Raw genomic sequence first — 19453 nt, 5'->3', positions numbered from 1 at the left:
GGGTTGTCGGGGGGACCGCAAGTGCATAGGTATGCTGACCAGCGCATGGCTACACAGCGTGGTGTGGTCATGCGCCGCGACGCACCGACCCTCCCCACGCGACCCCTAGGATGACCGCATGACTGAGCTGTCCACCAACCAGGCCTACATCGACCTCGAGGACCAGGTCGCCGCGCACAACTACAGCCCGCTGCCGGTGGTCGTCGAGCACGCCGAGGGCATCCACGTCACCGATGTCGAGGGCAACACCTACATCGACGCCCTCTCCGGCTACTCCGCGCTCAACTTCGGGCACCGCCACCCCGGCCTGGTGCAGGCGGCCAAGGACCAGCTCGACCGCTCGACGCTGACCTCGCGCGCCTTCCACAACGACCAGCTCGGTCCCTTCTGCGAGGCGCTGGCGCGGCTCGTCGGCAAGGACATGATCCTGCCGATGAACACCGGCGCCGAGGCGGTCGAGACCGCGCTCAAGATCGCCCGCAAGTGGGCCTACCAGGTCAAGGGGGTGCCGGACGGTCAGGCCGAGATCATCGTCATGGACGGCAACTTCCACGGCCGCACGACGACGATCATCTCCTTCTCCGACGACCCGGAGGCGCACGACCACTACGGGCCCTACACGCCGGGCTTCGTCGCCGTGCCCTACGGCGACCTCGCCGCGATCGAGGCCGCGATCACCGACAGCACCGCGGCCGTGCTCGTCGAGCCGATCCAGGGCGAGCAGGGCGTCATGATCCCCAAGGAGGGCTTCCTGCCGGGCCTGCGCGAACTGTGCACCAGCAAGAACGTCCTCATGATCGCGGACGAGATCCAGTCCGGGCTCGGCCGCACCGGCACCTCCCTCGCCTGCGAGTATGAGGGCGTCGAGGCCGACATGTACACCCTCGGCAAGGCGCTCGGCGGGGGCATCGTGCCCGTCTCGGCCGTGGCCGCCGACGCGAGGTCATGAAGGTCATCACCCCGGGCACCCACGGGTCGACCTTCGGCGGCAACCCGCTGGCGGCCGCGGTCGGCAAGGCCGTCGTCGACCTGCTCGCGACCGGCGAGCACCAGGCGCACGCCACGCAGCTGGAGTCGGTCTTCGCCGAGGAGCTGGGCAACCTCGTCGGACAGGGCGCCGAGGCGGTCCGCGTGCGCGGTCTCTGGGCGGGCATCGACATCGACCCGGGCCTCATGACCGGCAAGGAGGCGTGCAAGGCGCTGGCTCGCAAGGGCGTCCTCGCCAAGGACACCCACGGCTCGACGATCCGGCTCGCCCCGCCGCTGACGATCACCGAGGACGAGCTGCGGCAGATCACCGACGCGCTCGCCGCCGTGCTCGCCGAGGCCCGCGGCTGAACGTCCCTGCGCCCGTCCTCGTGACGGGCTTGATGCTGGCGCCACTCGGGTTCGTCCTGCCGGGCCTGCTGCTCTGGTATGCCGTGCAACGGCTCGCCCGCGGGCGCCGTGACGCCGACACCCGGGGTGCTCTGGTCGGTGGACTCGCCACGCTGGTCGTCCCCATCGGCGGCCTGCTCCTGCTCGGGTATGCCTCCGCCCCCGTCCTCGTCGGCCTGGGCGCGGGCCTGCTCCTCCTCGCGGCGTGGCCGGGCCTGGTCATGCTCGCGCTGCTTAGCCGGCGCTGGTGGCTGTGCCGTTGCCCTGTCGATTCCGACCGTCGGGCCGTGATCGTGCTCGGTGCGCCGGTGCCGGAGGGGGAGGTGGGTCAGGAGCTCGCCGCGCGCCTGCGCGGCGGGTTGACCGCGCTCGGCCGGCTCACCACCCCCGGGGGACTCGGCGCAGGGACATCGCCGCTCGTCCTGACCGGAGGGCGCGCCAAGGGTGACCGACCTGCGGAGTCGGAGGCGATGGCGCGCTGGGTGCGCAGCCAGGATCCGGCTGCACCGCTCCTCCTCGAGGACCGGGCCACCACCACCGAGGAGAACCTCCTGCTCTCCACCCGGCTGTTGCAGGACCAGGGCTGCCCGCCGCCCTACGCGGTCGTGACCAGCGCCTACCACGCCGCCCGCACCAGCCTGCTCATCGCCCGGCACCGGCTGCCGGTGCAGGTCGTCGGGGTGCGGGTCCCGATGGACTTCCCGGCGGGCGCCTACCTGCGCGAGCTGCTCATCGTGCTCAAGGAGGCGCGTCGACCGCACCTCGTGGCGGGACTGCTGATCGTCGGGGGCGCGCTGCTGACGGGGTTCCTCGCCCGCTGACCACGCTGGTGCATCTCGTGGTGCATCTCCTCGTGCGGAGCCGTGCGACACGCGCGTCGTCGGAGCCACCCCTGCGACACCACCTCCTGCACCAGCGTGCCCCCGCGCCCTGCTGCGCGCTCCTCCGCCTCTTGCGCGTACCCCAGTACCATGGTCTACTAGTCTAGTAACTAACCAAGGAGCGGCGGTGATCGAAGAAGGTCGACCGATCTTCGTGCAGATCGCGGAGAGCATCGAGGGCTCGATCGTCGACGGCAGCCTGGCCGAGGAGGAGCGCGCGCCGTCCATCAACGAGCTGGCGGCCTTCCACCGGATCAACCCGGCCACCGCCGCCAAGGGCATCAACCAGCTCGTCGACGACGGCGTGCTCTACAAGCGTCGCGGCGTCGGGATGTTCGTCGCCACCGGTGCCCGGGCCGCGCTGCTGGCCCGCAGGACCAACGACTTCGCCGCCGCGTATGTCGACCCGCTGCTCGCCGAGGCACGCCGGCTCGGCCTCGGGCCGGACGACGTGGCCGCCCTCATCGCCGAGCGGACCGCAGGGACCACCAGGAAGGAGCCGAGCTGATGAGTTCGGTCATCGAGGTGCAGAGCCTCACGAAGAGATACCGCGAGACGACCGCGCTGGACGACGTGTCGTTCTCGATCGAGCAGGACTCCATCTACGGCCTGCTCGGGCGCAACGGCGCGGGGAAGACGACGCTGATGTCGATCCTCACGGCGCAGAACTTCGCCACCTCGGGCCAGGCCCGGGTCTTCGGCGAGACCCCCTTCGAGAACTCGCGGGTGCTGTCCCGGATGTGCTTCGTCCGGGAGAGCCAGAAATACCCGGACGACGCGACCGGGCGACACGCCCTGGCGATGGCCCGGCTGTTCTTCCCGCGCTGGGACGACGAGCTCGCGGGTCAGCTCGTCGAGGAGTTCGCCCTCCCCGTGGACCGGCGCATCAAGAAGCTCTCCCGCGGCCAGCTCTCGGCCGTCGGGGTGATCATCGGGTTGGCCTCCCGGGCCGAGATCACCTTCTTCGACGAGCCCTACCTCGGGCTCGACGCCGTCGCCCGGCAGCTGTTCTACGACCGGCTGCTGCAGGATTACGCGGACCACCCGCGCACCATCGTGCTCTCGAGCCACCTCATCGACGAGGTCGCCCCGCTGCTGGAGCGGGTGCTCGTCATCGAGCAGGGGCAGATCCTGCTGGACGAGGACACCGACGCGCTGCGCGGCCGGGCGGCGGTCGTGGTCGGTGACTCCGCCGCGGTCGGGGGCTTCGTCGCCGGGCGTGAGGTGATCCATACCGAGAGCCTGGGCCGGGTCTCCTCGGCCACCGTGCTGGGCGGCCTGTCCGAGCAGGACCGTCAGCGGCTCGCCGCCGCCGATCTCGAGGTCGCGCCGGTGTCGCTCCAGCAGCTCGTCGTCCGTCTCACCCGACGGGCCGCAGGGTCCGTCCCGCAGCACAAGGAGCTCGTGCCATGAACCGCACCCTGTCCGTCGTCCGGCTGCAGCTGGTCAACAAGCAGACCTTCCTCTGGGTCCCGCTGCTCGTCCTCGGTGGCGCCCTGGTCATCACCATGGCGATCTTCGCCATGCTGCCGGTCGACGGCATCGTCGGGGGCGGCGCGCAGGCCCCGATGTGGTACTTCCTGGTCGTCGGGGTGCAGTCGCTCACGCTGACCTTCCCGTTCTCCCAGGCACTCAGCGTGACCCGCCGGGAGTTCTACGTCGGGACGATGCTCACCGCGCTGCTCGCCTCGGCCGCCCTGGGCGCCATCTATGTCGTCGGCGGTCTGATCGAGGACGCCACGGGCGGCTTCGGCACCGGCAGCGTCTTCTTCAAGGTGCCGGGTGTCTGGGCGCAGGGCTGGGCCGCGGCCGGCTTCATCTACCTCGTGCTGTCCTTCGCCTTCTTCCAGGTCGGCTTCTTCTGCGCCACGATCTACAAGCGCTTCGGCGCGCTCGTGCTCACGGCCGGGATGATCGCCGTCGCGCTGCTCCTCCTCGTGGGGCTGTGGCTCATCACCCGCCTGGAGGCCTGGGGCGAGGTCTTCTCCTGGGTGGCCGGCACGGGCGTCCTGGGCCTGACGCTCTGGAGCCTGCCGGTGCTGGCGCTGCTCGCGCTCGTGTCCTACGCCGCGCTCCGCCGCGCCCTGCCCTGAGCCTCACCGGAGCCGGTCGCGCACCGTCCTCAGGTGCGCCACGAGCTCCGGCGGCTCCAGGACCTCGACGGCGACCCCCAGGGCCACCAGCTCGGCGGCGAGGTAGTCCAGCGACTCGGCACCGGTCACCAGCTCCGTCCAGCCCTCGCCCAGCTCGCTCACCTCACCCGCCAGCGGCGAGACGCGCTCCGCCAGCTCCGGAGCGGGCATCTGGACCCTCGCGCGCGCCACCCAGCGGTAGGGCGCACGGGTCACCGACCGGGTGATGTAGGTCGCGGGGTCCGGCACCGGGCGCGGCCGGCTGCGCATCGTGCCCACGGCGACCTCCTGCACCCGGTCCAGCCGGAAACTGCGCCAGTCGTCCCGGTCCAGGTCGAAGGCCAGGAGGTACCACCGGTGGCTCACCACGACCAGCGAGGCGGGCTCGACGCGGCGGGTCGACGACGCACCGTCGCGGGCGACGTAGCGCAGGGTGGTCCGCAGCCGGTCCCGGCAGGCGCGGGAGAGGGCCATGAGCACCTCCGGATCGACCACGGCTCGTCCGCTGCCCACCGCCACCGTGCTCTCGTGGATCGCGGCGACCTGCTCCCGGGCCCCGGCGGGCAGGACCTGGTCCAGCTTGGCCAGGGTGCTGACCGCCGCCTCGCTCACCCCCGCGACCGTGCCGCCGGCGGCCAGGCGCAGGCAGACCGCCACCGCGACCGCCTCGTCCTCGTCCAGGAGCAGCGGCGGCAGCGAGCCCCCGGACCCGAGCTGGTAACCACCTCCGACCCCGCTGCTGGCCCGCACGGGGTAGCCGAGCTCGCGCAGCCGCTCCACGTCGCGGCGGATGCTCCGGGTGGTCACCCCGAGCCGGTCCGCCAGCTCCTGCGCGCTCCACAGGGCCCGGGTCTGGAAGAGCCCCAGGAGCCGCAGCACCCGGGTCGTGGGGTCGGTCATGGCGACACCCTGTCACGCGCCGCGGACAGGATGTGTCCTCGTGCTGTGGTGTCATCGCAGCATGGACTCCCTCACGACGGACCTCGCCGAGCAGCTCGACTTCCACTGGACGCACCACGCCCGGCCACGGCTGGACGGGCTGAGCGACGAGGAATACCTCTGGGAGCCGGTCCCGGGGACCTGGAACGCGCGCCGCCGCTCGGACCAGCCGCCGCCCTCGGTGACGGCGCGCGCCGGGGGCGGGGAGTGGCAGCTGGACTGGGCCCACCCCGAGCCCGACCCCGCGCCGGTCACCTCGATCGCCTGGCGGCTCGGGCACGTCATCGTCGGGGTGCTGGGGCTGCGCGCCCACAGCCACTTCGGCGGACCCGAGGCAGACATCCTCACCTGGGACTACGCCGGGACCGCCGCGGGCGCCTCGATCAGCTCGACGAGGCGTATGCCGCCTGGTCGGCCGGGGTGCGCGGGCTCGACGACGAGGGACTGCGACGGCCCGTCGGCCCGGCGGAGGGGCCGTGGGCGCAGGCGCCGATGCTCACCCTCGTCCTGCACATCAACCGCGAGGCCATCCACCACCTGGCCGAGGTGGCCCTGCTGCGCGACCTCTGGGGCCACGGCGCCCGGTGAGCCACCCGGGCCTCGTGCCGCTCCCGCCCGTGGTGCCGGTCAGGCGCCCGGGGTCCAGCGGGCGGCGGTCTCGTCCTCGAGCATCTGCGAGTTGAGCCACGCCTCGGGGATCCCGAGGCCCTCCACGAGCTCCAGGGCGTGCGGCCGCAGCTCGGCGCAGAGCTCGTTGATCTGTGCGACGACGGCCTTCGCCCGCCCCGCGGACATGCGGTTGTGGGCCTGGAACCAGCCGGAGTCGGCGTCGATGGAGCTCAGGGCGTGCAGGGTGCACAGCCGCTCCAGGACCTCCCGCACCTGCTCATCCTCGCACGCCTCGATCCCGGCCACGAAGGCCTCCAGCACGACGCGGTCCATGTGCGTGCGGGCGGCGAGCAGGACGTGGTCCTGCGCGGAGTTGAAGGCCTCGAAGGAGTCCTTGTCGTCCGCGTGCCGTCGCAGCCGGGTGGCCAGCGTCTCCAGCACGTGGCGCTCGCGGTCGGCGAACATCGCCAGCTGCCAGCCGCGGTCGAGCAGCGTCTCGTCCTCGCCCTTGCGGGCCGCGGCTGTGCGCAGCCGCTCCACGAGCGGCCGGGCGGCGGTGGCCTCGACGAACTGCCCGCCGAAGGCGCGGGCGGCGAACTGCACCATGCCGCGCATGTCCAGGTCGCCCCACATCTCCTTGTAGCCGGAGAGCAGGCCCTTGGCGACCAGCTGCAGCAGGACGGTGTTGTCGCCCTCGAAGGTCGCGAAGACGTCGGCGTCTCCGCGCAGCACGGTCAGGCCGTTCTCCGCGAGGTAGCCCGCGCCTCCGCAGGCCTCGCGGCAGTTCTGGATCGTGTCGTTGCCGAAGCGGGTGATGACCGCCTTGAGGCCGGCGGCACGGGTCTCCAGCTCACGCTGGGCGACCTGGTCCTTCTCCGGCATCTCGTGCAGCTCCTGCAGCCGCTCGGCGACCTCGTTGACGGCGAACATGTGCGCGTAGGCCGTCGCGATCGCCGGGATCAGCTTGCGCTGGTGGGCGAGGTAGTCCAGCAGCACGACCTCGCCGTCGTGGCCCGGGGCGGTGAACTGGCGCCGGCGCAGGGCGTACCTCGTGGCGATCGAGAGCGCCTTGCGGGACGCCGTCGCCGCACCCGCGGCGACGCAGATGCGGCCGCGCACGAGCGTCCCGAGCATGGTGAAGAAGCGCTTGCTGTCGCTGTCGATGTCGGAGACGTAGCGACCCTCGTCGTCGATGCCGCCGTAGCGGTTCAGCAGGTGGGTGCGCGGCACCCGCACCTGGTCGAAGGTGATGGTCCCGTTGTCGACACCGGCCAGCCCGCCCTTGGCGCCGTTGTCGCCGAGGGTGACGCCGGGCAGCGTGGTGCCGTCGGCGTCACGGATCGGGACGACGACCACATGCACGCCGTGCGACTCCCCGCCGACGTGCAGCTGGCCGTAGACCGCGGCGACATGGGCGTCCCGCGCCGCGGCACCGATGTAGGTCTTGGTCGCCGACGGCGTGGGGGAGTGGACGACGATCTCGTCGGTCTCCGGGTCATAGGTATGCGTGGTCTCCAGCGACGCGACGTCCGACCCGTGGCCGAACTCGGTCATGGCGTAGCACCCGATCTGCTCGAGTGCGAGGTTAGGCCGCAGGAAGGTCTCGTGGTGCCACTCGTTGCCGAGCGCGGTGACGGCTCCGCCGTAGAGGCCGAAGTGGACGCCGGACTTGACCGTGAGCGACAGGTCGCCGTGCGCGGTCATCTCGAAGTCGATGCAGGAGCGGCCGACGTCGTCCAGCCCGCCGACGGCCGTCGGGAAGCCGCTGCCGGCCATGCCGTACTGCACCAGGCTGGCCATGGCGCCGTTGGTCCAGTCCCGTGCCTGGTCCATCGTGAGGCCCTGGTCGCGGACCATCACCTCGGCGGGGACGCTCGCCCGCGCGAGGTCGCGGACCGGCCCGTAGCTGCCGCCGGAGGCGGTCCGCAGCGCCTCCCCGAGGTCGGTGAGCCGCTCGCTCGAGCGGGGCGCGCTGGCCTCGGGTGCGGCGGCGCCCGGCATCGACACGTCGGTGCGGGGCTCGGGGGTGTGGGTCTGCTGCGTGGAGGTGGTCATCGGTTCTCTCCTGCGAGTGCGGGCCGGATCAGCTCGATCACGGCGTGGGTGGCGTCGTCGACGCTGAGCCGGGTGGTCGATGTGCTCGTGAGGACGTGGTCTGCCGCCGCGCGGACCAGGCCGACGATGCCGTGCCCCCAGGCCGGGGCCAGCAGGTCGCCTCGGCGCCGCGGCCGTGCTGGGTGAGGTGGGTGCGGATCGCCCCGGCCAGCTGATCGCTGACGCGGTCGGTGATGCGGTGCACGGGGTCGTCCGGGTCGCCCTCGGTCGTCTCCAGGGGGCGGGTCATGACGAAGCGGTAGATCTCCGGGTCGCGCTCCACCAGGGAGAGGTAGGAGTGGACCATCGCCTGGATCCTGGCCAGGACGTCACCGCCCTGTCGGGAGGCCGCCGCCAGGTCGCCGAGCACGGTCTCGTCGACGGCGGCGACGACGGCGCTGTAGAGACCGGCCTTGTCGCCGAGGTGGCGGTAGAGCACCGTCTTGCTCGTGCCGGCCTGGGCCGCGATCTCGTCCATGCCCACGCCGGCACCGTGCTGACGGATGGCCTTGAGCGCCGCCTCGACGAGCTGGTGACGACGCTCGGTCCGGTGCGCCTCCCAGCGGGCGTCCCGCCCGTCCCGCGCGACCGGGACGGGGGCGCTCCGGGGCTCGATGTCGGTCCTCATGTCCTCCACAGTACCGCGTACGGCTCGTATCGGCTACAGTCGGTATCGGATAGTTCGGGACCACCGCTCATCAGGAGACCTTCCCCATGCCAGACCAGCTCACCGACGCCGTCATCCTCGGCGGCAACCGGATCCCGTTCGGCAAGTCCGGCGGCGCGTACGCCCACGCCTCCAACCAGGCGATGCTCACCTCCACGCTGGACGGCCTGGTGGCGCGCTTCGGCCTGGCCGGCGAGCGGGTCGGCGAGGTCGCCGCGGGTGCCGTGCTCAAGCACGCCCGCGACTTCAACCTGACCCGGGAGGCCGTGCTGGGGTCGGCGCTCGGCGCGGACACCCCGGCCTACGACCTGCAGCAGGCCTGCGGCACCGGCCTCGAGGCCGTCATCCAGGTCGCCAACAAGATCCGGCTCGGCCAGGTCGACTCCGGCGTGGCCGGCGGCGTCGACTCCGCCAGCGACGCGCCCATCGCCGTCGGTGAGGGGCTGCGCAAGGCGCTGCTCGGGGCCAGCCGTGCCCGCACCCCGATGGCCCGGGCCAAGGCGCTGGCCGCGATCCGGCCCGGTGACCTGGCGCCCGAGACCCCGCGCAACGCCGAGCCGCGCACCGGGCTCTCGATGGGGGAGCACCAGGCGCTCACCGCCAAGGAGTGGGGCATCACCCGTGAGGCGCAGGACGAGCTGGCGGCCGCCAGCCACCACAACCTCGCGCGCGCCTGGGACGAGGGCTTCTTCGACGACCTCGCCACCGGCTTCCTGCGCCTCTCCCGCGACGAGGGGCTGCGCCCGGACACCTCGGTCGAGAAGCTGGCCGGGCTCTCCCCGGTCTTCGGCAAGGGCGAGGGCGCGACGATGACCGCGGGCAACTCGACGCCGCTGTCCGACGGGGCCGCGCTCGTCCTGCTCGGCAGCCCGGACTGGGCCCAGCAGCACCGGCTCCCCGCGCTCGCCCGCTTCGTCGACGCCGAGGTCGCCGCGGTGGACTACGTCGGCGGTGAGGAGGGGCTGCTCATGGCCCCGGCGTATGCGTGCCGCGGCTCCTCGCGCGTCAGGGGCTCACCCTCGCCGACATCGACCGCTTCGAGATCCACGAGGCCTTCGCCTCCACGGTGCTGTCCACCATGGCCGCCTGGGAGTCCGAGGAGTTCTGCCGGGGACGCCTCGGCCTCGACGCGCCGCTGGGCACGGTCGACCGGAGCAGGCTCAACGTCAACGGCTCCTCGCTCGCCGCCGGCCACCCCTTCGCCGCGACCGGTGGGCGCATCGTGGCCTCGCTGGCCAAGATGCTGCACGAGCTCGGCCCGGGCTCGCGGGGCCTCATCTCGATCTGCGCGGCCGGCGGTCAGGGCGTCGTCGCGATCCTGGAAGGGTGCTGACATGGCTGACCTGATGCAGATGCTGACCACCAACCCGCTGGCCAAGCAGCTGGGTGTGCCGCAGGCACCCGGCTGCGCCGCGGCCGTGAGCTGCCCTCGGGCCCGGTCGCCGTGGGCTCCGCCGGCGGTGGGCGGATCGCCGTCCAGACCCTGGAGCTGCTCGGCGTGCCCACCCGCGAGGCGCTCCTCGACACCCCGCAGACCCGGGTCACCGAGACGACCGACGAGGGCCGCACCCGTGAGGTGCCCGAGGCATACCCCGCCAAGATCGGTGCCCTGGTGGTCGACGCGACCTCCGCGACCTCGATCGCCGACCTGGAGACCGTGCGCGGGCTGCTGCGACCGGCCATGAAGGGCCTGGAGTCCTCGGGCCGCGTCGTCGTCCTCGGGGTGGACCCGGAGACCGCCGGCGCGCCCACCGCGGTCGCGACCCAGCAGGCGCTGGAGGGCATCGTGCGCAGCGTCGGCAAGGAGCTGCGGGCCGGCGCCACCGCCAACCTCGTGCGGGTCGACCTGCTCACCGGTGAGCCCACCACGGCGGCCGAGGTCGCCTCCACCCTGTCCTTCCTCCTGGAGGGCCGGTCGGCCTACGTCTCCGGCCAGGTGCTGCGCATCGGCCACGGGGCCTCCGAGGCCGAGCAGGTGCAGGAGCGACCGCTCGAGGGTCGCGTCGTCGTGGTCACCGGCGCCGGTCGCGGGATCGGGGCCGGTATCGCCCGGACCCTCGCCCGCGACGGCGCCCTCGTCGTCGCGGTGGACGTGCCCGCCGGCGGGCAGGGGCTGGCCGAGGTGGCCAACGCCATCGGGGGCACCGCCCTGCAGCTGGACATCACGGCCGCCGACGCGGGCAGCCGGATCGCCGCGCACGTCGCGCAGCGCTTCGGCGACGCGGCCCGCATCCACGCGATCGTGCACAACGCCGGGATCACTCGCGACAAGCTGCTCGCCAACACCGACGAGGACCGCTGGGGCAGCGTGCTCGAGGTCAACCTCGCCGCGCAGATCAGGATGAACCAGACCCTGCTGGACCCGGACCTGCCCGGCGGGCTGGACGAGGGTGGCCGCATCATCGGTGTCGCCTCGACCTCCGGCATCGCGGGCAACCGTGGCCAGGCCAACTACGCCGCGTCCAAGGCGGGCGTCATCGGCCTGGTCCGCGCCATGGGCGCCGACCCCCGCTTGGCCGGGCGGGGCATCACCGTCAACGCCGTGGCGCCGGGATTCATCGAGACCGAGATGACCGGCAAGATGCCGCTGGCGACCCGGGAGGTCGCCCGCCGCATCAACAGCCTGCAGCAGGGTGGCAAGCCGGTCGACGTGGCCGAGGCCATCGGCTGGTTCGCCGACCCGGCCAGCTCGGCGGTCACCGGCCAGGTCCTGCGGGTCTGCGGCCAGAGCCAGATCGGGGCCTGACCATGACCCGACCGGACCTGCAGTCGGGACGCGGCGCCGCCGGACCGGACGCGCTCCCCTCCACCCCCGACCTCGACGTGGACCTGCTCGACGCGCCGCCGCAGGTCGCCGGGACGCTCGTCCGGGGGGTCGCCACGGGGCTCGGTCGTCCCGGAGCCTCCGGGTCGTTGCCCGCCCGCCGGGTGGTGCTTCCCGGGGTGGAGCAGGACGTCGAGCGTCTGGCGGGTTTCTGCGCCGTCACCGGCGGGGTCCTGGCCGACACCCTCGCCACGACCTGGGTGCACGTCCTGACCTTCCCGCTGCAGGTCCGGCTCATGGCCTCGCGGGACTTCCCCTTCCCCATGATGGGGATGGTCCACGTCGCCAACGAGATGACGCTGCACCGACCGGTCCGGGTCGGGGAGACCCTGACCCTCTCCTCCTGGGCCGAGGCCCTCGCGCCGCACCGCAAGGGCAGCACGGTGGACCTCGTCGGAGAGGCACGGGTCGGCGAGGACGTCGTGTGGTCCGGTCGCAGCACCTACCTCGTGCGCGGCGCCCGTCCGCAGGGTGCCGTCCCGGCGGACCGGGAGCCCGACGCGGCCGCCGGCGACACCGGGCAGCCGGGTGGGGCGCCGCAGGTCGAGGAGGGGACGGGCGTGACCGGCCCAGGGCCCCAGCTCGGGGTCTGGCGGCTGCCCGCCGACCTCGGGCGCTCCTACGCCCGGGTCGCTGGCGACGTGAACCCCATCCACCTCTCCGCGCTCTCGGCGAAGGCGCTCGGCTTCCCGCGCGCCATCGCCCACGGGATGTGGACCCACGCCCGCGCGCTGGCCGCGGTGCAGGACCGGCTGCCGCAGGCATACACCGTGTCCGCGCAGTTCCTCAAGCCGGTGCTCCTGCCGTCCACGGTCGTGCTCCGCGGGGCGATGTCGCGGCGCGGCGGAGAGCTCTGCGTGACGAGTCGCGACGGCTCCAAGGAGCACCTGTCGATGCAGGTCACAGCGCTGCCCTGAGCAGCGTCGGGCGCCGGGTCCGCCGTTTTGGTCCCGCCCGGCGCCCTCGTGTAAAGTTGCATCTCGCTGCCTGCGGGGCCCGCGCCCCGGCAGGACCCACAGCCCGCCCCTATAGCTCAGTCGGTAGAGCGTTTCCATGGTAAGGAAAAGGTCAACGGTTCGATTCCGTTTGGGGGCTCTGGTGAGCCGGCTCGGCCGGTCGCCGCGAGGCGGAGTAGCTCAGCTGGTTAGAGCGCACGACTCATAATCGTGAGGTCGCGGGATCGAGCCCCGCCTCCGCTACCACGTACCTCGCCGGTACGCACCGCACAAGCTAGAGATCCACTTCCGAGAGCAGGTTGCACCGTGGCCAAGTCCACCGACGTCCGCCCCAAGATCACCATGGCGTGCACGGAGTGCAAGGAGCGCAACTACATCACCAAGAAGAACCGTCGGAACAACCCCGACCGGCTCGACATGGCGAAGTTCTGCCCGCGCTGCGGCAAGCACACCGCGCACCGCGAGACCCGCTGACGCACCGCGCCAGCCACGACCGGGCCGTCACCCCTGCGGGGTGGCGGCCTTCGTCATACCTCCCTACTCACGCAGGTCAAGGGTCACGCTCCGCATCGGTCGCAGGGTCGCGAGGCCGGCGACCACCAGCGATACGGCGAACGCCACGAGCGCTCCCCGCGCTCCGTAGGCGAGAACCGCCGGCTGCAGGGGCCCGACGATCAGCGCCATCAGCAGGCATACCTGCATCGCCAGGATGGAACCACCTGCCATCCCTGTGAGGAACTCCACGACCCGCAGCACCCTGATCTCGGGCGCCCTCGCGCCCAGCGTGATCAGCAGCGCGTCCTCGCGCCGGCTCATCCACCAGCGCAGACCCACGAGGAGTCCCAGGGCTGCGCCGAGGAGCGCAGCGACGAGGAAAGGATGCCGTTGCTCCTGGCGCTGTTCTGGCGTCAGGTCGAGTGCTCCGTTAGCCAATCTCGGGCTCACCACGACGCCTTCTGTACCGCCAAGGAGCAACGGCAGCACGGACGCTACGGTGTCCTGACTCGCTGGCGACGAACGGACGAAGCACCGGTCGACACCTCCGAGATCGGCGGACACCAGCAGCACATCCGTCGCGCGCTCGTCCCCGAGGACGGAGAGATCGGCTGCGTGGACCGGAGCCAATGGCGAGTCAAGATAAGGAAGCAAAGCGGTCGTCGCAGGGTCTGTCTCAGGCCGCGCCTCTGTGAGCACGATCGCCCCACCCGTGGTGCCGGTCTCACTCGTACCTTCGGTAGGGGTGGGGCGGATCGCCACAGCTGGCGCTGCCGTGAAGAAGTCGACGACGCCGGGGGTGGTCAGTGTTGCGGCGAAGACGCTTCCTGGCCGCGAGGCCTCGACGAGCGGGACCGCAGCGCGCCTTGCTCCGAAGGCCCCTTCGACGCCAGACAGGGTGGCAAGGCCGTCGCAGGCCGCGCCGTCGATGACTCCGTCGTCCGAGGTGGAGACGATCAAGATGTGGCCGCCGCTGCTGATCCATCGTTGTTCCTGCTGGGTGATCGAGTGGGTCGGCAGAGCCTCTGCTAGGGCGGCCAGGACGAGGCAGGCCGCGCTGGCGATGCAGGTGACCAGCCCGTGGCGGTTCGCTGAGGACGATATGCGCACCCCTTCGAGCAGGACCTCCTGCCAGCGCCACCCACGGTTCGACGTGCTCGTCCTCATGCCGGCCTGAGCCTTCCGTCGTCGAGGACGAGCGTTCGGTCGCAGGACGCCGCGACCTGCAGGTCGTGCGTGACCACCAGCAGGCCGGCTGTGTCGCGGACGGTTTGCATGGCTTCCATCACTTCTCGAGTGGTGTCCGCGTCGAGCTGGCCGGTGGGTTCGTCGGCAAGGATGAAGGAGGCCCCACTGATGGTCGCTCGGGCGACGGCCACGCGTTGCGCTTCGCCGCCGGACAAGGTGGCGGCTCTGGCGTGCAGGCGATCCGACAGGTTCAACGCGTTCAGAGCCATCCGGGCGCGTGCACGTGCCTCCTTCCAGGCCAGGCCTTGCTGGAGGCCGCCGAGAGCCACGTTGTCCTGTGCGGATCGGAACGTGAGGAGGCTGACGGTCTGGAGCACAAAGGCGACGTGGTGACGCGGTCCGTCCTGCCTGCCATCGTCTGTGCGGACTGTCGCCGAGCCTTCATCCGGTGAAAGAAGGCCACCGGCTACTTGCACGACCGTCGACTTGCCGGATCCTGAGGGTCCCACCACAGCGACGGTCTCGCCCGCCTCCATCTCGAGGTCGATCCCCCGGAGTACGCGATGCCCGGTGAACGACTTCGTGACCCCCGTCAACGAGAGGTGCATGACAGCCCTGGCATGAGCCGGCGTGCGTTGACCAGCACTGCATCGAGGTCGGTGTCCGCGGGAAGCCGTGTTCCGCCGGCGTCGCTGTCCACCGCGTCCACGCGCACGATTCTCTGTCCAGGCATCGCGACGACACAGGTCGCGCCGGTCGCGTCCGTCACCACCGAGGCCGATGGGACCACCAACGCAGGTTGTGGGTCGCGTGCACGGATCTCGCCGACGCCTTCGGTCCGGGGCAGGGCCTGCGCGACGCGTTGTGCCTCTTCAGGGTCTGTCACGGCCCATGCTTCCCGGTCGAGAGCCGCCTCCTCACCTGCAGCCCGGAGCGTGAGAGGGCCCTCCGCCAGCGCTGTTCGTGGACGGGCGTCGATGCGTTCGACGACATCGGGGGTGCGGGCGACAGTCTGTCCGGGTGTCGTGATGGCACCTACGGCTACGACCCGTTCGACGAGGGACGTCGCAGGTTCGTGGGGAATCCACACCACCGAGGCGACACCGAAAGTCTGCCCCTGACGCCCGTGCGCGGTATTCCACTCCTCCACAGCCGCGACGACCTCCTCTGTCATCGTGTCTCCCTCGACGTCGGCGCCCCCCCGAGCCAGGAATTGCACGAGCCGAGCGACGTCTGGTCCGGTATCGCCAGGCCCGAGGTCGCGGTGCAGTGGTGCCGACGCGGCCATCAGCACAACTGGAGTGTCGTCAAGAGTCAGCAGCGTTTCTCCCGACTCCAGACTGGCGCCGAGCTCGACGGACCAGGAGGTGATGGTCCCTCCACCTCGCAGGATCAGTTCAGGACCCGGTCGCGACACCACCTCGAGCGTCTGGCTGACGGTTGGGGAGACATCGTCTCGCTGCACGTGTACCACGACAGGTGCTGGAGCAGTGTCCGATTCCAGCGGGCTCGAGGCAGTCACCACGACCAGAGCCCAGATCCCGAGCCCGGTGCCGATCACGCCCAAGAGTGTGATGACACTCCATAGGGGCCGGGGCAACTTCATGGGCCGAGTCCGGCCGCGACCAGACAATCAGTCCCGTCGTCTATCAACAGATCTGTCGCCTGACGTCGTAGGACCCAGGGCTCGCGTCGGCCATCACGTCGAGGCCTGCTTCCTCCAGGCATGACACCAGCTCTTCACGAACCTGGTCGAGCTGGACATCGCGCGCCTCGCGTACCTGCGGCGAAGAGGTATAGATGGCCTCCACATACAGCGAGTGTGTCCTGAGGCACTCCTGCGCGAGAGCATCAGTCTGCTCGGCGGATCTTCCTTCTGACGAGGCGCCGTAGGCATAGTCGAGTCTGGGATATCCCTCGGACTCGTCGACGGTCGCATCGATGACGGGGATGTCCGCCGAACGCATACACGACAGGCTCCGGCCCACTGCCTCTTCCAGCTCTGGAAAAGTCAGTTCCCCCTGATCCTGCGCCGCTCTCAAGTCGCGCAACTGTGCGTCGGATGCGCCTTGCTCTGATGCCCTCTCCAAGGCTGACTCCACAACTTGATCCCATGCAGGAGGTGGTTCGTACCTGTCTTCAGGTGGCGTTTGGCATCCGGTGAGGACGACACCTATGGTCAGCATGGCGGCAGGAACACCTTCACGCATTCGAGTCCTTACCATCCCCTCGCCCTTACATCGTAGAGAACTGCATGGGGAACCGTTCTGTAGTAGTTGTCAGATCCGCCAAACCAGGGTGTCCAGTAGTTGACATGTGACCAGTAAGGGTCGTACGCACGGCGAACAGAGACGTAGTCGCAGTTGTCACCCAGGTCATGCACCTCCGCCGAATCTCCTACCTGGCGTGACCACATGCTGCACTCATCGGAGGCGCTGGCGGGATTTACCATCACTGCCGTCGTCGCAAACAATCCTGCGATGTCAGCGAGGCCGAACCACCGTCGGCCAGACCGTCTACCTGTCGAGGATGATGCCATCAGAACGTCACCTCGTGAAAGCGCAGTTCGGGCGATGGGCGAGTGTATCCAGGCTCTCCCCCATCGCCAACCACCCATTTGGTACAGAAATTGTGGCTGCTCCACGCGGGATCATAGTGATGTCTGACGAAGACCGGCGAGCACAGTCCGACGGGAACGGCCCATGCGTAGTCGTCGGCCGTCGTGTGTCGTGATTTTGCTTCACATGCCTGAGCGGGAATCGCGGTGGCTAGTACCCCCCGCTGCCAGTCCTACGATGAGGAAGAGCGCAAAGTGGCGTTTCATGAAGAAACCTCCTAGGTATTCTTAGGCGATCATGGATGATCGAGGGTGTCAAGCGGGGTCGACGCCAGACGTCGGGAGTTCCTGCGCTCCCGCTGCGACCTGACGAGAAGTTGCCTCCCGGCGGCGGTGTGGCCACGCCCGTGCCCGATGACTCGAGTGTCGTCCGGGCGCAGCTTCCGCTCCGCGCGGGCGGCGTGATGGTGCGCGCCCTGATCGCTGGAATGCTGGCGATCGTGAACTACGCGGTTCCCGACGCAGCCGCGCTCGACATGCGCGGGCCATCAGCCTGCGGGGTGGAGCCTTCGTCATGCCCGCCCTTCCCGCTCGGTCCCGCAGGGGCAGGGCATCGCTAGGCTGGAGGTATGTCCGTCAACGCAGACTTCGCCGGGCGGGAGTACCCGCCGGCCGGCCCCTTCGAGGTGACCGCCGCGCAGGTCACCGCCTTCGCCGACGCGGTCGGTGCGACCGGTCCCGCGCACCGCGACGCCGATGCCGCGCAGCGGCTGGGGTATGCCGACGTCGTCGCGCCGCCCACCTTCGCCGTGCGCCTGGCGCAGCAGTGCGAGGCCCAGCTGGTCCAGGACCCGGACGCCGGGATCGACTTCTCCCGGGTGGTCCACGGGCAGGAGGGCTTCACCCACCACCGGCCGATCGTGGCCGGCGACACCCTCACCGGCACCCTGCACGTCGACACCATCCGCGAGGCGGGCGCCATGGCATGGTGAGCACCCGGGTCGAGCTGACCGACGCCGACGGCGCGCCCGTCACCACCGTGACCTCGACGATCGTCGTGCGGGGAGAGTCCTCATGAGCGAGCTGAGCCGCACCGTCACCGTCGACCGGGACCGGCTGGTCGCGTATGCCGAGGCCTCCGGTGACCAGAACCCCATCCACCAGGACCCCGACGTCGCGCGCTCGGTCGGGCTGCCCGACGTCATCGCGCACGGCATGTGGACCATGGGCGCCGCGCTGGAGGCGGTCACCGACCACGTCGGTGGCGATCCCGGCCGGATCCTGTCCTGCCAGACCCGCTTCACCGGCATGGTCGTCGTCCCCGAGGGCAGATCCGTCGAGGTCCTCGTGGAGGGCGTGGTGAGGAAGACCGACACCGAGGCCGGCACGCAGACCCTCGAGCTCACCGCGACCTGCGACGGGGAGAAGGTGCTCGGCCGCTGCCAGGCGGTCGTCCGCCTCGACGGCGCTGGCGCCGGGGCCGACGCGTGAGCGGAGCCGGGGGGCATACCGCTGCCGCCGACGTCGGGACGACACCGCTCGCCGAGCTCACGACGATGCGGGTCGGCGGGGCCGCGCGCCGCCTTGTCACAGCCACCACCGAGGCCGAGCTCATCGACGCCGTCCGCGAGGCCGACGAGGCAGGTGAGCCGCTGCTCGTCGTGGGTGGCGGGTCCAATCTCGTCGTGGCCGACGAGGGCTTCCCGGGCACCGTCGTGCTGGTCCGGACGCGCGGCGTCGCGGTGCCGCACGACTCCGCCTGCGGCGGGGTGAGCGCCACCGTCGCGGCGGGGGAGAACTGGGACGAGGTCGTGGCCCACGCCTGCGAGCAGGGCTGGTCGGGGATCGAGGCGCTCTCCGGCATCCCCGGCGCCACCGGCGCCACGCCCGTGCAGAACGTCGGCGCCTACGGCCAGGAGGTCGCCCAGACCATCGCCAGCGTCCGGGTCTGGGACCGCGACCAGGGCCGGGTGCGGACGCTCTTCTCCGCCGACCTCGGCTTCGCCTACCGGCACTCGGTGCTCAAGGAGTCCATGGTCGGCCCGGAGGCGACACCGGGGGCGGTCACCCCACGGCACGTCGTCCTCGACGTCACCTTCTCGCTGCGCCCGACCGAGCTCTCCCAGCCGATCAGGTATGCCGCGCTCGCCGACGGTCTCGGCGTCGAGCTGGGGGAGCGGGTCCCGTTGGCAGACGCCCGGGCCGCGGTGCTGGAGCAGCGGGGGCGCCGGGGGATGGTCCTGGACGCACCGGACCACGACACCTGGTCCTGCGGCTCGTTCTTCACCAACCCGATCCTGCCGCGCGAGCAGCTCGAGGAGGTCCGTGCCCGGGCGGCGGCGGGAGCCGGTGAGGACGCCGATGCGGCGGTCCCGCCGATGTACCCCACCGACACCGAGGAGCTGGTCAAGACCTCCGCCGCCTGGCTCATCGAGCACGCGGGCTTCACCAAGGGCTACGCCACGCGCGACGGCCGGCCCGCGGGGCTGTCGACCAAGCACACCCTCGCACTCACCAACCGCGGCTCCGCCCGGGCGCAGGACGTCGTCGAGCTCGCGCGCGAGGTCAGGGACGGGGTCGAGCGGGCCTTCGGGTTGCGCCTGGTCAACGAGCCGGTGCTGGTCGGCCTCAGCCTCTAGGAGGGCGCTGAACAAGGCGCGATCGCGGGGCGGGTTTGGCGTGAAGGGGCTGGCGGAGCGCCACCAGGGCCGTCTTGCGGCGGTGGGGTCAGCAC

General features: G+C 71.1%; 17 protein-coding genes, 2 tRNA genes and 3 pseudogenes. 15 read left to right on the top strand and 7 right to left on the bottom strand.

Going from position 1 to position 19453, the window contains the following annotated elements; genetic code table 11:
* Positions 1-118: 118 nt before the first annotated feature.
* The 5 genes and pseudogenes from rocD (at position 119) to BJF80_RS13555 (ending at position 4351) form a co-directional block, all read left to right on the top strand.
* A pseudogene (gene rocD / locus BJF80_RS13575) lies at positions 119-1338 on the top strand (ornithine--oxo-acid transaminase).
* A 20-nt stretch (positions 1339-1358) separates the two neighbouring features.
* Positions 1359-2198, top strand: coding sequence for a YdcF family protein (locus BJF80_RS13570; protein ID WP_143554122.1), 840 nt, complete (start codon positions 1359-1361; stop codon positions 2196-2198).
* Between the two features lie 187 nt (positions 2199-2385).
* Entirely contained in the window at positions 2386-2766 is a 381-nt protein-coding gene (locus BJF80_RS13565; RefSeq protein WP_075814416.1) for a GntR family transcriptional regulator, read from the top strand.
* The gene (locus BJF80_RS13560; RefSeq protein ID WP_075814414.1) at positions 2766-3671 is read left to right on the top strand and encodes an ABC transporter ATP-binding protein; all 906 of its coding nucleotides are present in this window, start codon (positions 2766-2768) and stop codon (positions 3669-3671) included. Before BJF80_RS13565 ends, BJF80_RS13560 begins: the two co-directional genes overlap by 1 nt.
* Positions 3668-4351 (top strand): hypothetical protein, encoded by a 684-nt coding sequence (locus BJF80_RS13555; RefSeq protein ID WP_022925249.1) that lies wholly within the window; start codon positions 3668-3670, stop codon positions 4349-4351. Before BJF80_RS13560 ends, BJF80_RS13555 begins: the two co-directional genes overlap by 4 nt.
* A gap of 3 nt (positions 4352-4354) precedes the next feature.
* Here the strand turns inward: BJF80_RS13555 and BJF80_RS13550 are convergent, their stop codons facing one another.
* Positions 4355-5290, bottom strand: coding sequence for a helix-turn-helix transcriptional regulator (locus BJF80_RS13550; RefSeq protein WP_075814413.1), 936 nt, complete (start codon positions 5288-5290; stop codon positions 4355-4357).
* A 459-nt stretch (positions 5291-5749) separates the two neighbouring features.
* Between BJF80_RS13550 and BJF80_RS21265 the strand changes: the two genes are divergently transcribed.
* A complete protein-coding gene (locus BJF80_RS21265; RefSeq protein WP_321166414.1) occupies positions 5750-5917 on the top strand; it encodes a hypothetical protein in 168 nt (55 codons plus the stop codon).
* A gap of 39 nt (positions 5918-5956) precedes the next feature.
* On the opposite strand, the gene BJF80_RS13540 is transcribed toward BJF80_RS21265, so the two are convergent.
* Both BJF80_RS13540 and BJF80_RS13535 read right to left on the bottom strand, forming a co-directional pair.
* Positions 5957-7993: an acyl-CoA dehydrogenase family protein gene (locus tag BJF80_RS13540; RefSeq protein WP_075814412.1), complete on the bottom strand. Its 2037-nt coding sequence runs from the start codon at positions 7991-7993 to the stop codon at positions 5957-5959.
* A 37-nt stretch (positions 7994-8030) separates the two neighbouring features.
* A complete protein-coding gene (locus BJF80_RS13535; RefSeq protein WP_143554121.1) occupies positions 8031-8660 on the bottom strand; it encodes a TetR/AcrR family transcriptional regulator in 630 nt (209 codons plus the stop codon).
* Positions 8661-8746: 86 nt separating this feature from the next.
* Between BJF80_RS13535 and BJF80_RS13530 the strand changes: the two are divergent.
* The 6 genes and pseudogenes from BJF80_RS13530 (at position 8747) to rpmG (ending at position 12953) form a co-directional block, all read left to right on the top strand.
* A pseudogene (locus BJF80_RS13530) lies at positions 8747-10032 on the top strand (acetyl-CoA C-acetyltransferase).
* A gap of 72 nt (positions 10033-10104) precedes the next feature.
* On the top strand, positions 10105-11445 hold the full coding sequence (locus BJF80_RS13525; protein WP_414899297.1) for a 3-oxoacyl-ACP reductase: 1341 nt from the start codon (positions 10105-10107) through the stop codon (positions 11443-11445).
* A 2-nt stretch (positions 11446-11447) separates the two neighbouring features.
* The gene (locus BJF80_RS13520) at positions 11448-12440 is read left to right on the top strand and encodes a MaoC/PaaZ C-terminal domain-containing protein (RefSeq protein ID WP_083673686.1); all 993 of its coding nucleotides are present in this window, start codon (positions 11448-11450) and stop codon (positions 12438-12440) included.
* Positions 12441-12545: 105 nt separating this feature from the next.
* Positions 12546-12618, top strand: a tRNA-Thr gene (locus tag BJF80_RS13515).
* A gap of 30 nt (positions 12619-12648) precedes the next feature.
* A tRNA-Met gene (locus tag BJF80_RS13510) sits at positions 12649-12725 on the top strand.
* 60 nt (positions 12726-12785) lie between these two features.
* Positions 12786-12953 carry a 50S ribosomal protein L33 gene (rpmG, locus tag BJF80_RS13505; protein ID WP_010148718.1) on the top strand — a complete coding sequence of 56 codons (168 nt, stop codon included), beginning with the start codon at positions 12786-12788 and terminating at the stop codon, positions 12951-12953.
* Between the two features lie 63 nt (positions 12954-13016).
* On the opposite strand, the gene BJF80_RS13500 is transcribed toward rpmG, so the two are convergent.
* From BJF80_RS13500 to BJF80_RS13485, 4 genes are all read right to left on the bottom strand, one after another.
* Positions 13017-14141 carry a hypothetical protein gene (locus BJF80_RS13500; protein WP_075814408.1) on the bottom strand — a complete coding sequence of 375 codons (1125 nt, stop codon included), beginning with the start codon at positions 14139-14141 and terminating at the stop codon, positions 13017-13019.
* Positions 14138-14758 carry an ABC transporter ATP-binding protein gene (locus BJF80_RS13495; protein WP_158068541.1) on the bottom strand — a complete coding sequence of 207 codons (621 nt, stop codon included), beginning with the start codon at positions 14756-14758 and terminating at the stop codon, positions 14138-14140. The genes BJF80_RS13500 and BJF80_RS13495 overlap by 4 nt, the downstream gene beginning before the upstream one ends.
* Positions 14755-15723, bottom strand: coding sequence for a hypothetical protein (locus BJF80_RS13490; protein ID WP_143554120.1), 969 nt, complete (start codon positions 15721-15723; stop codon positions 14755-14757). The genes BJF80_RS13495 and BJF80_RS13490 overlap by 4 nt, the downstream gene beginning before the upstream one ends.
* Positions 15724-15811: 88 nt before the next feature.
* Complete coding sequence (locus BJF80_RS13485; RefSeq protein WP_075814402.1) at positions 15812-16264, bottom strand: hypothetical protein; 453 nt, start codon at positions 16262-16264, stop codon at positions 15812-15814.
* A gap of 1084 nt (positions 16265-17348) precedes the next feature.
* Here BJF80_RS13485 and BJF80_RS13480 point away from each other — a divergent pair.
* From BJF80_RS13480 to BJF80_RS13470, 3 genes and pseudogenes are all read left to right on the top strand, one after another.
* Positions 17349-17797 (top strand): annotated as a pseudogene (locus tag BJF80_RS13480) (FAS1-like dehydratase domain-containing protein).
* Entirely contained in the window at positions 17794-18210 is a 417-nt protein-coding gene (locus BJF80_RS13475; protein WP_075814400.1) for a MaoC/PaaZ C-terminal domain-containing protein, read from the top strand. The pseudogene BJF80_RS13480 and the gene BJF80_RS13475 overlap by 4 nt, the downstream one beginning before the upstream one ends.
* On the top strand, positions 18207-19358 hold the full coding sequence (locus BJF80_RS13470) for a UDP-N-acetylmuramate dehydrogenase (protein ID WP_269087407.1): 1152 nt from the start codon (positions 18207-18209) through the stop codon (positions 19356-19358). The genes BJF80_RS13475 and BJF80_RS13470 overlap by 4 nt, the downstream gene beginning before the upstream one ends.
* The last annotated feature ends 95 nt before the right edge of the window (positions 19359-19453 follow it).

Source organism: Serinicoccus sp. CUA-874 (assembly GCF_001942225.1).
In the GTDB taxonomy this organism is placed as follows: Bacteria; Actinomycetota; Actinomycetes; order Actinomycetales; family Dermatophilaceae; genus Ornithinicoccus; species Ornithinicoccus marinus.
This window is presented reverse-complemented; position numbering and strand designations above follow the sequence as displayed.

What these genes read in the sequence shown, in the direction of transcription:
- BJF80_RS13535 (WP_143554121.1), bottom strand. Translation starts at nt 8,660, where the DNA reads ATGAGGACCGACATCGAGCCCCGGAGCGCCCCCGTCCCGGTCGCGCGG.
- BJF80_RS13555 (WP_022925249.1), top strand. Translation starts at nt 3,668, where the DNA reads ATGAACCGCACCCTGTCCGTCGTCCGGCTGCAGCTGGTCAACAAGCAG.
- BJF80_RS13475 (WP_075814400.1), top strand. Translation starts at nt 17,794, where the DNA reads ATGAGCGAGCTGAGCCGCACCGTCACCGTCGACCGGGACCGGCTGGTC.
- BJF80_RS13520 (WP_083673686.1), top strand. Translation starts at nt 11,448, where the DNA reads ATGACCCGACCGGACCTGCAGTCGGGACGCGGCGCCGCCGGACCGGAC.
- BJF80_RS13560 (WP_075814414.1), top strand. Translation starts at nt 2,766, where the DNA reads ATGAGTTCGGTCATCGAGGTGCAGAGCCTCACGAAGAGATACCGCGAG.
- BJF80_RS13540 (WP_075814412.1), bottom strand. Translation starts at nt 7,993, where the DNA reads ATGACCACCTCCACGCAGCAGACCCACACCCCCGAGCCCCGCACCGAC.
- BJF80_RS13500 (WP_075814408.1), bottom strand. Translation starts at nt 14,141, where the DNA reads ATGAGGACGAGCACGTCGAACCGTGGGTGGCGCTGGCAGGAGGTCCTG.
- BJF80_RS13550 (WP_075814413.1), bottom strand. Translation starts at nt 5,290, where the DNA reads ATGACCGACCCCACGACCCGGGTGCTGCGGCTCCTGGGGCTCTTCCAG.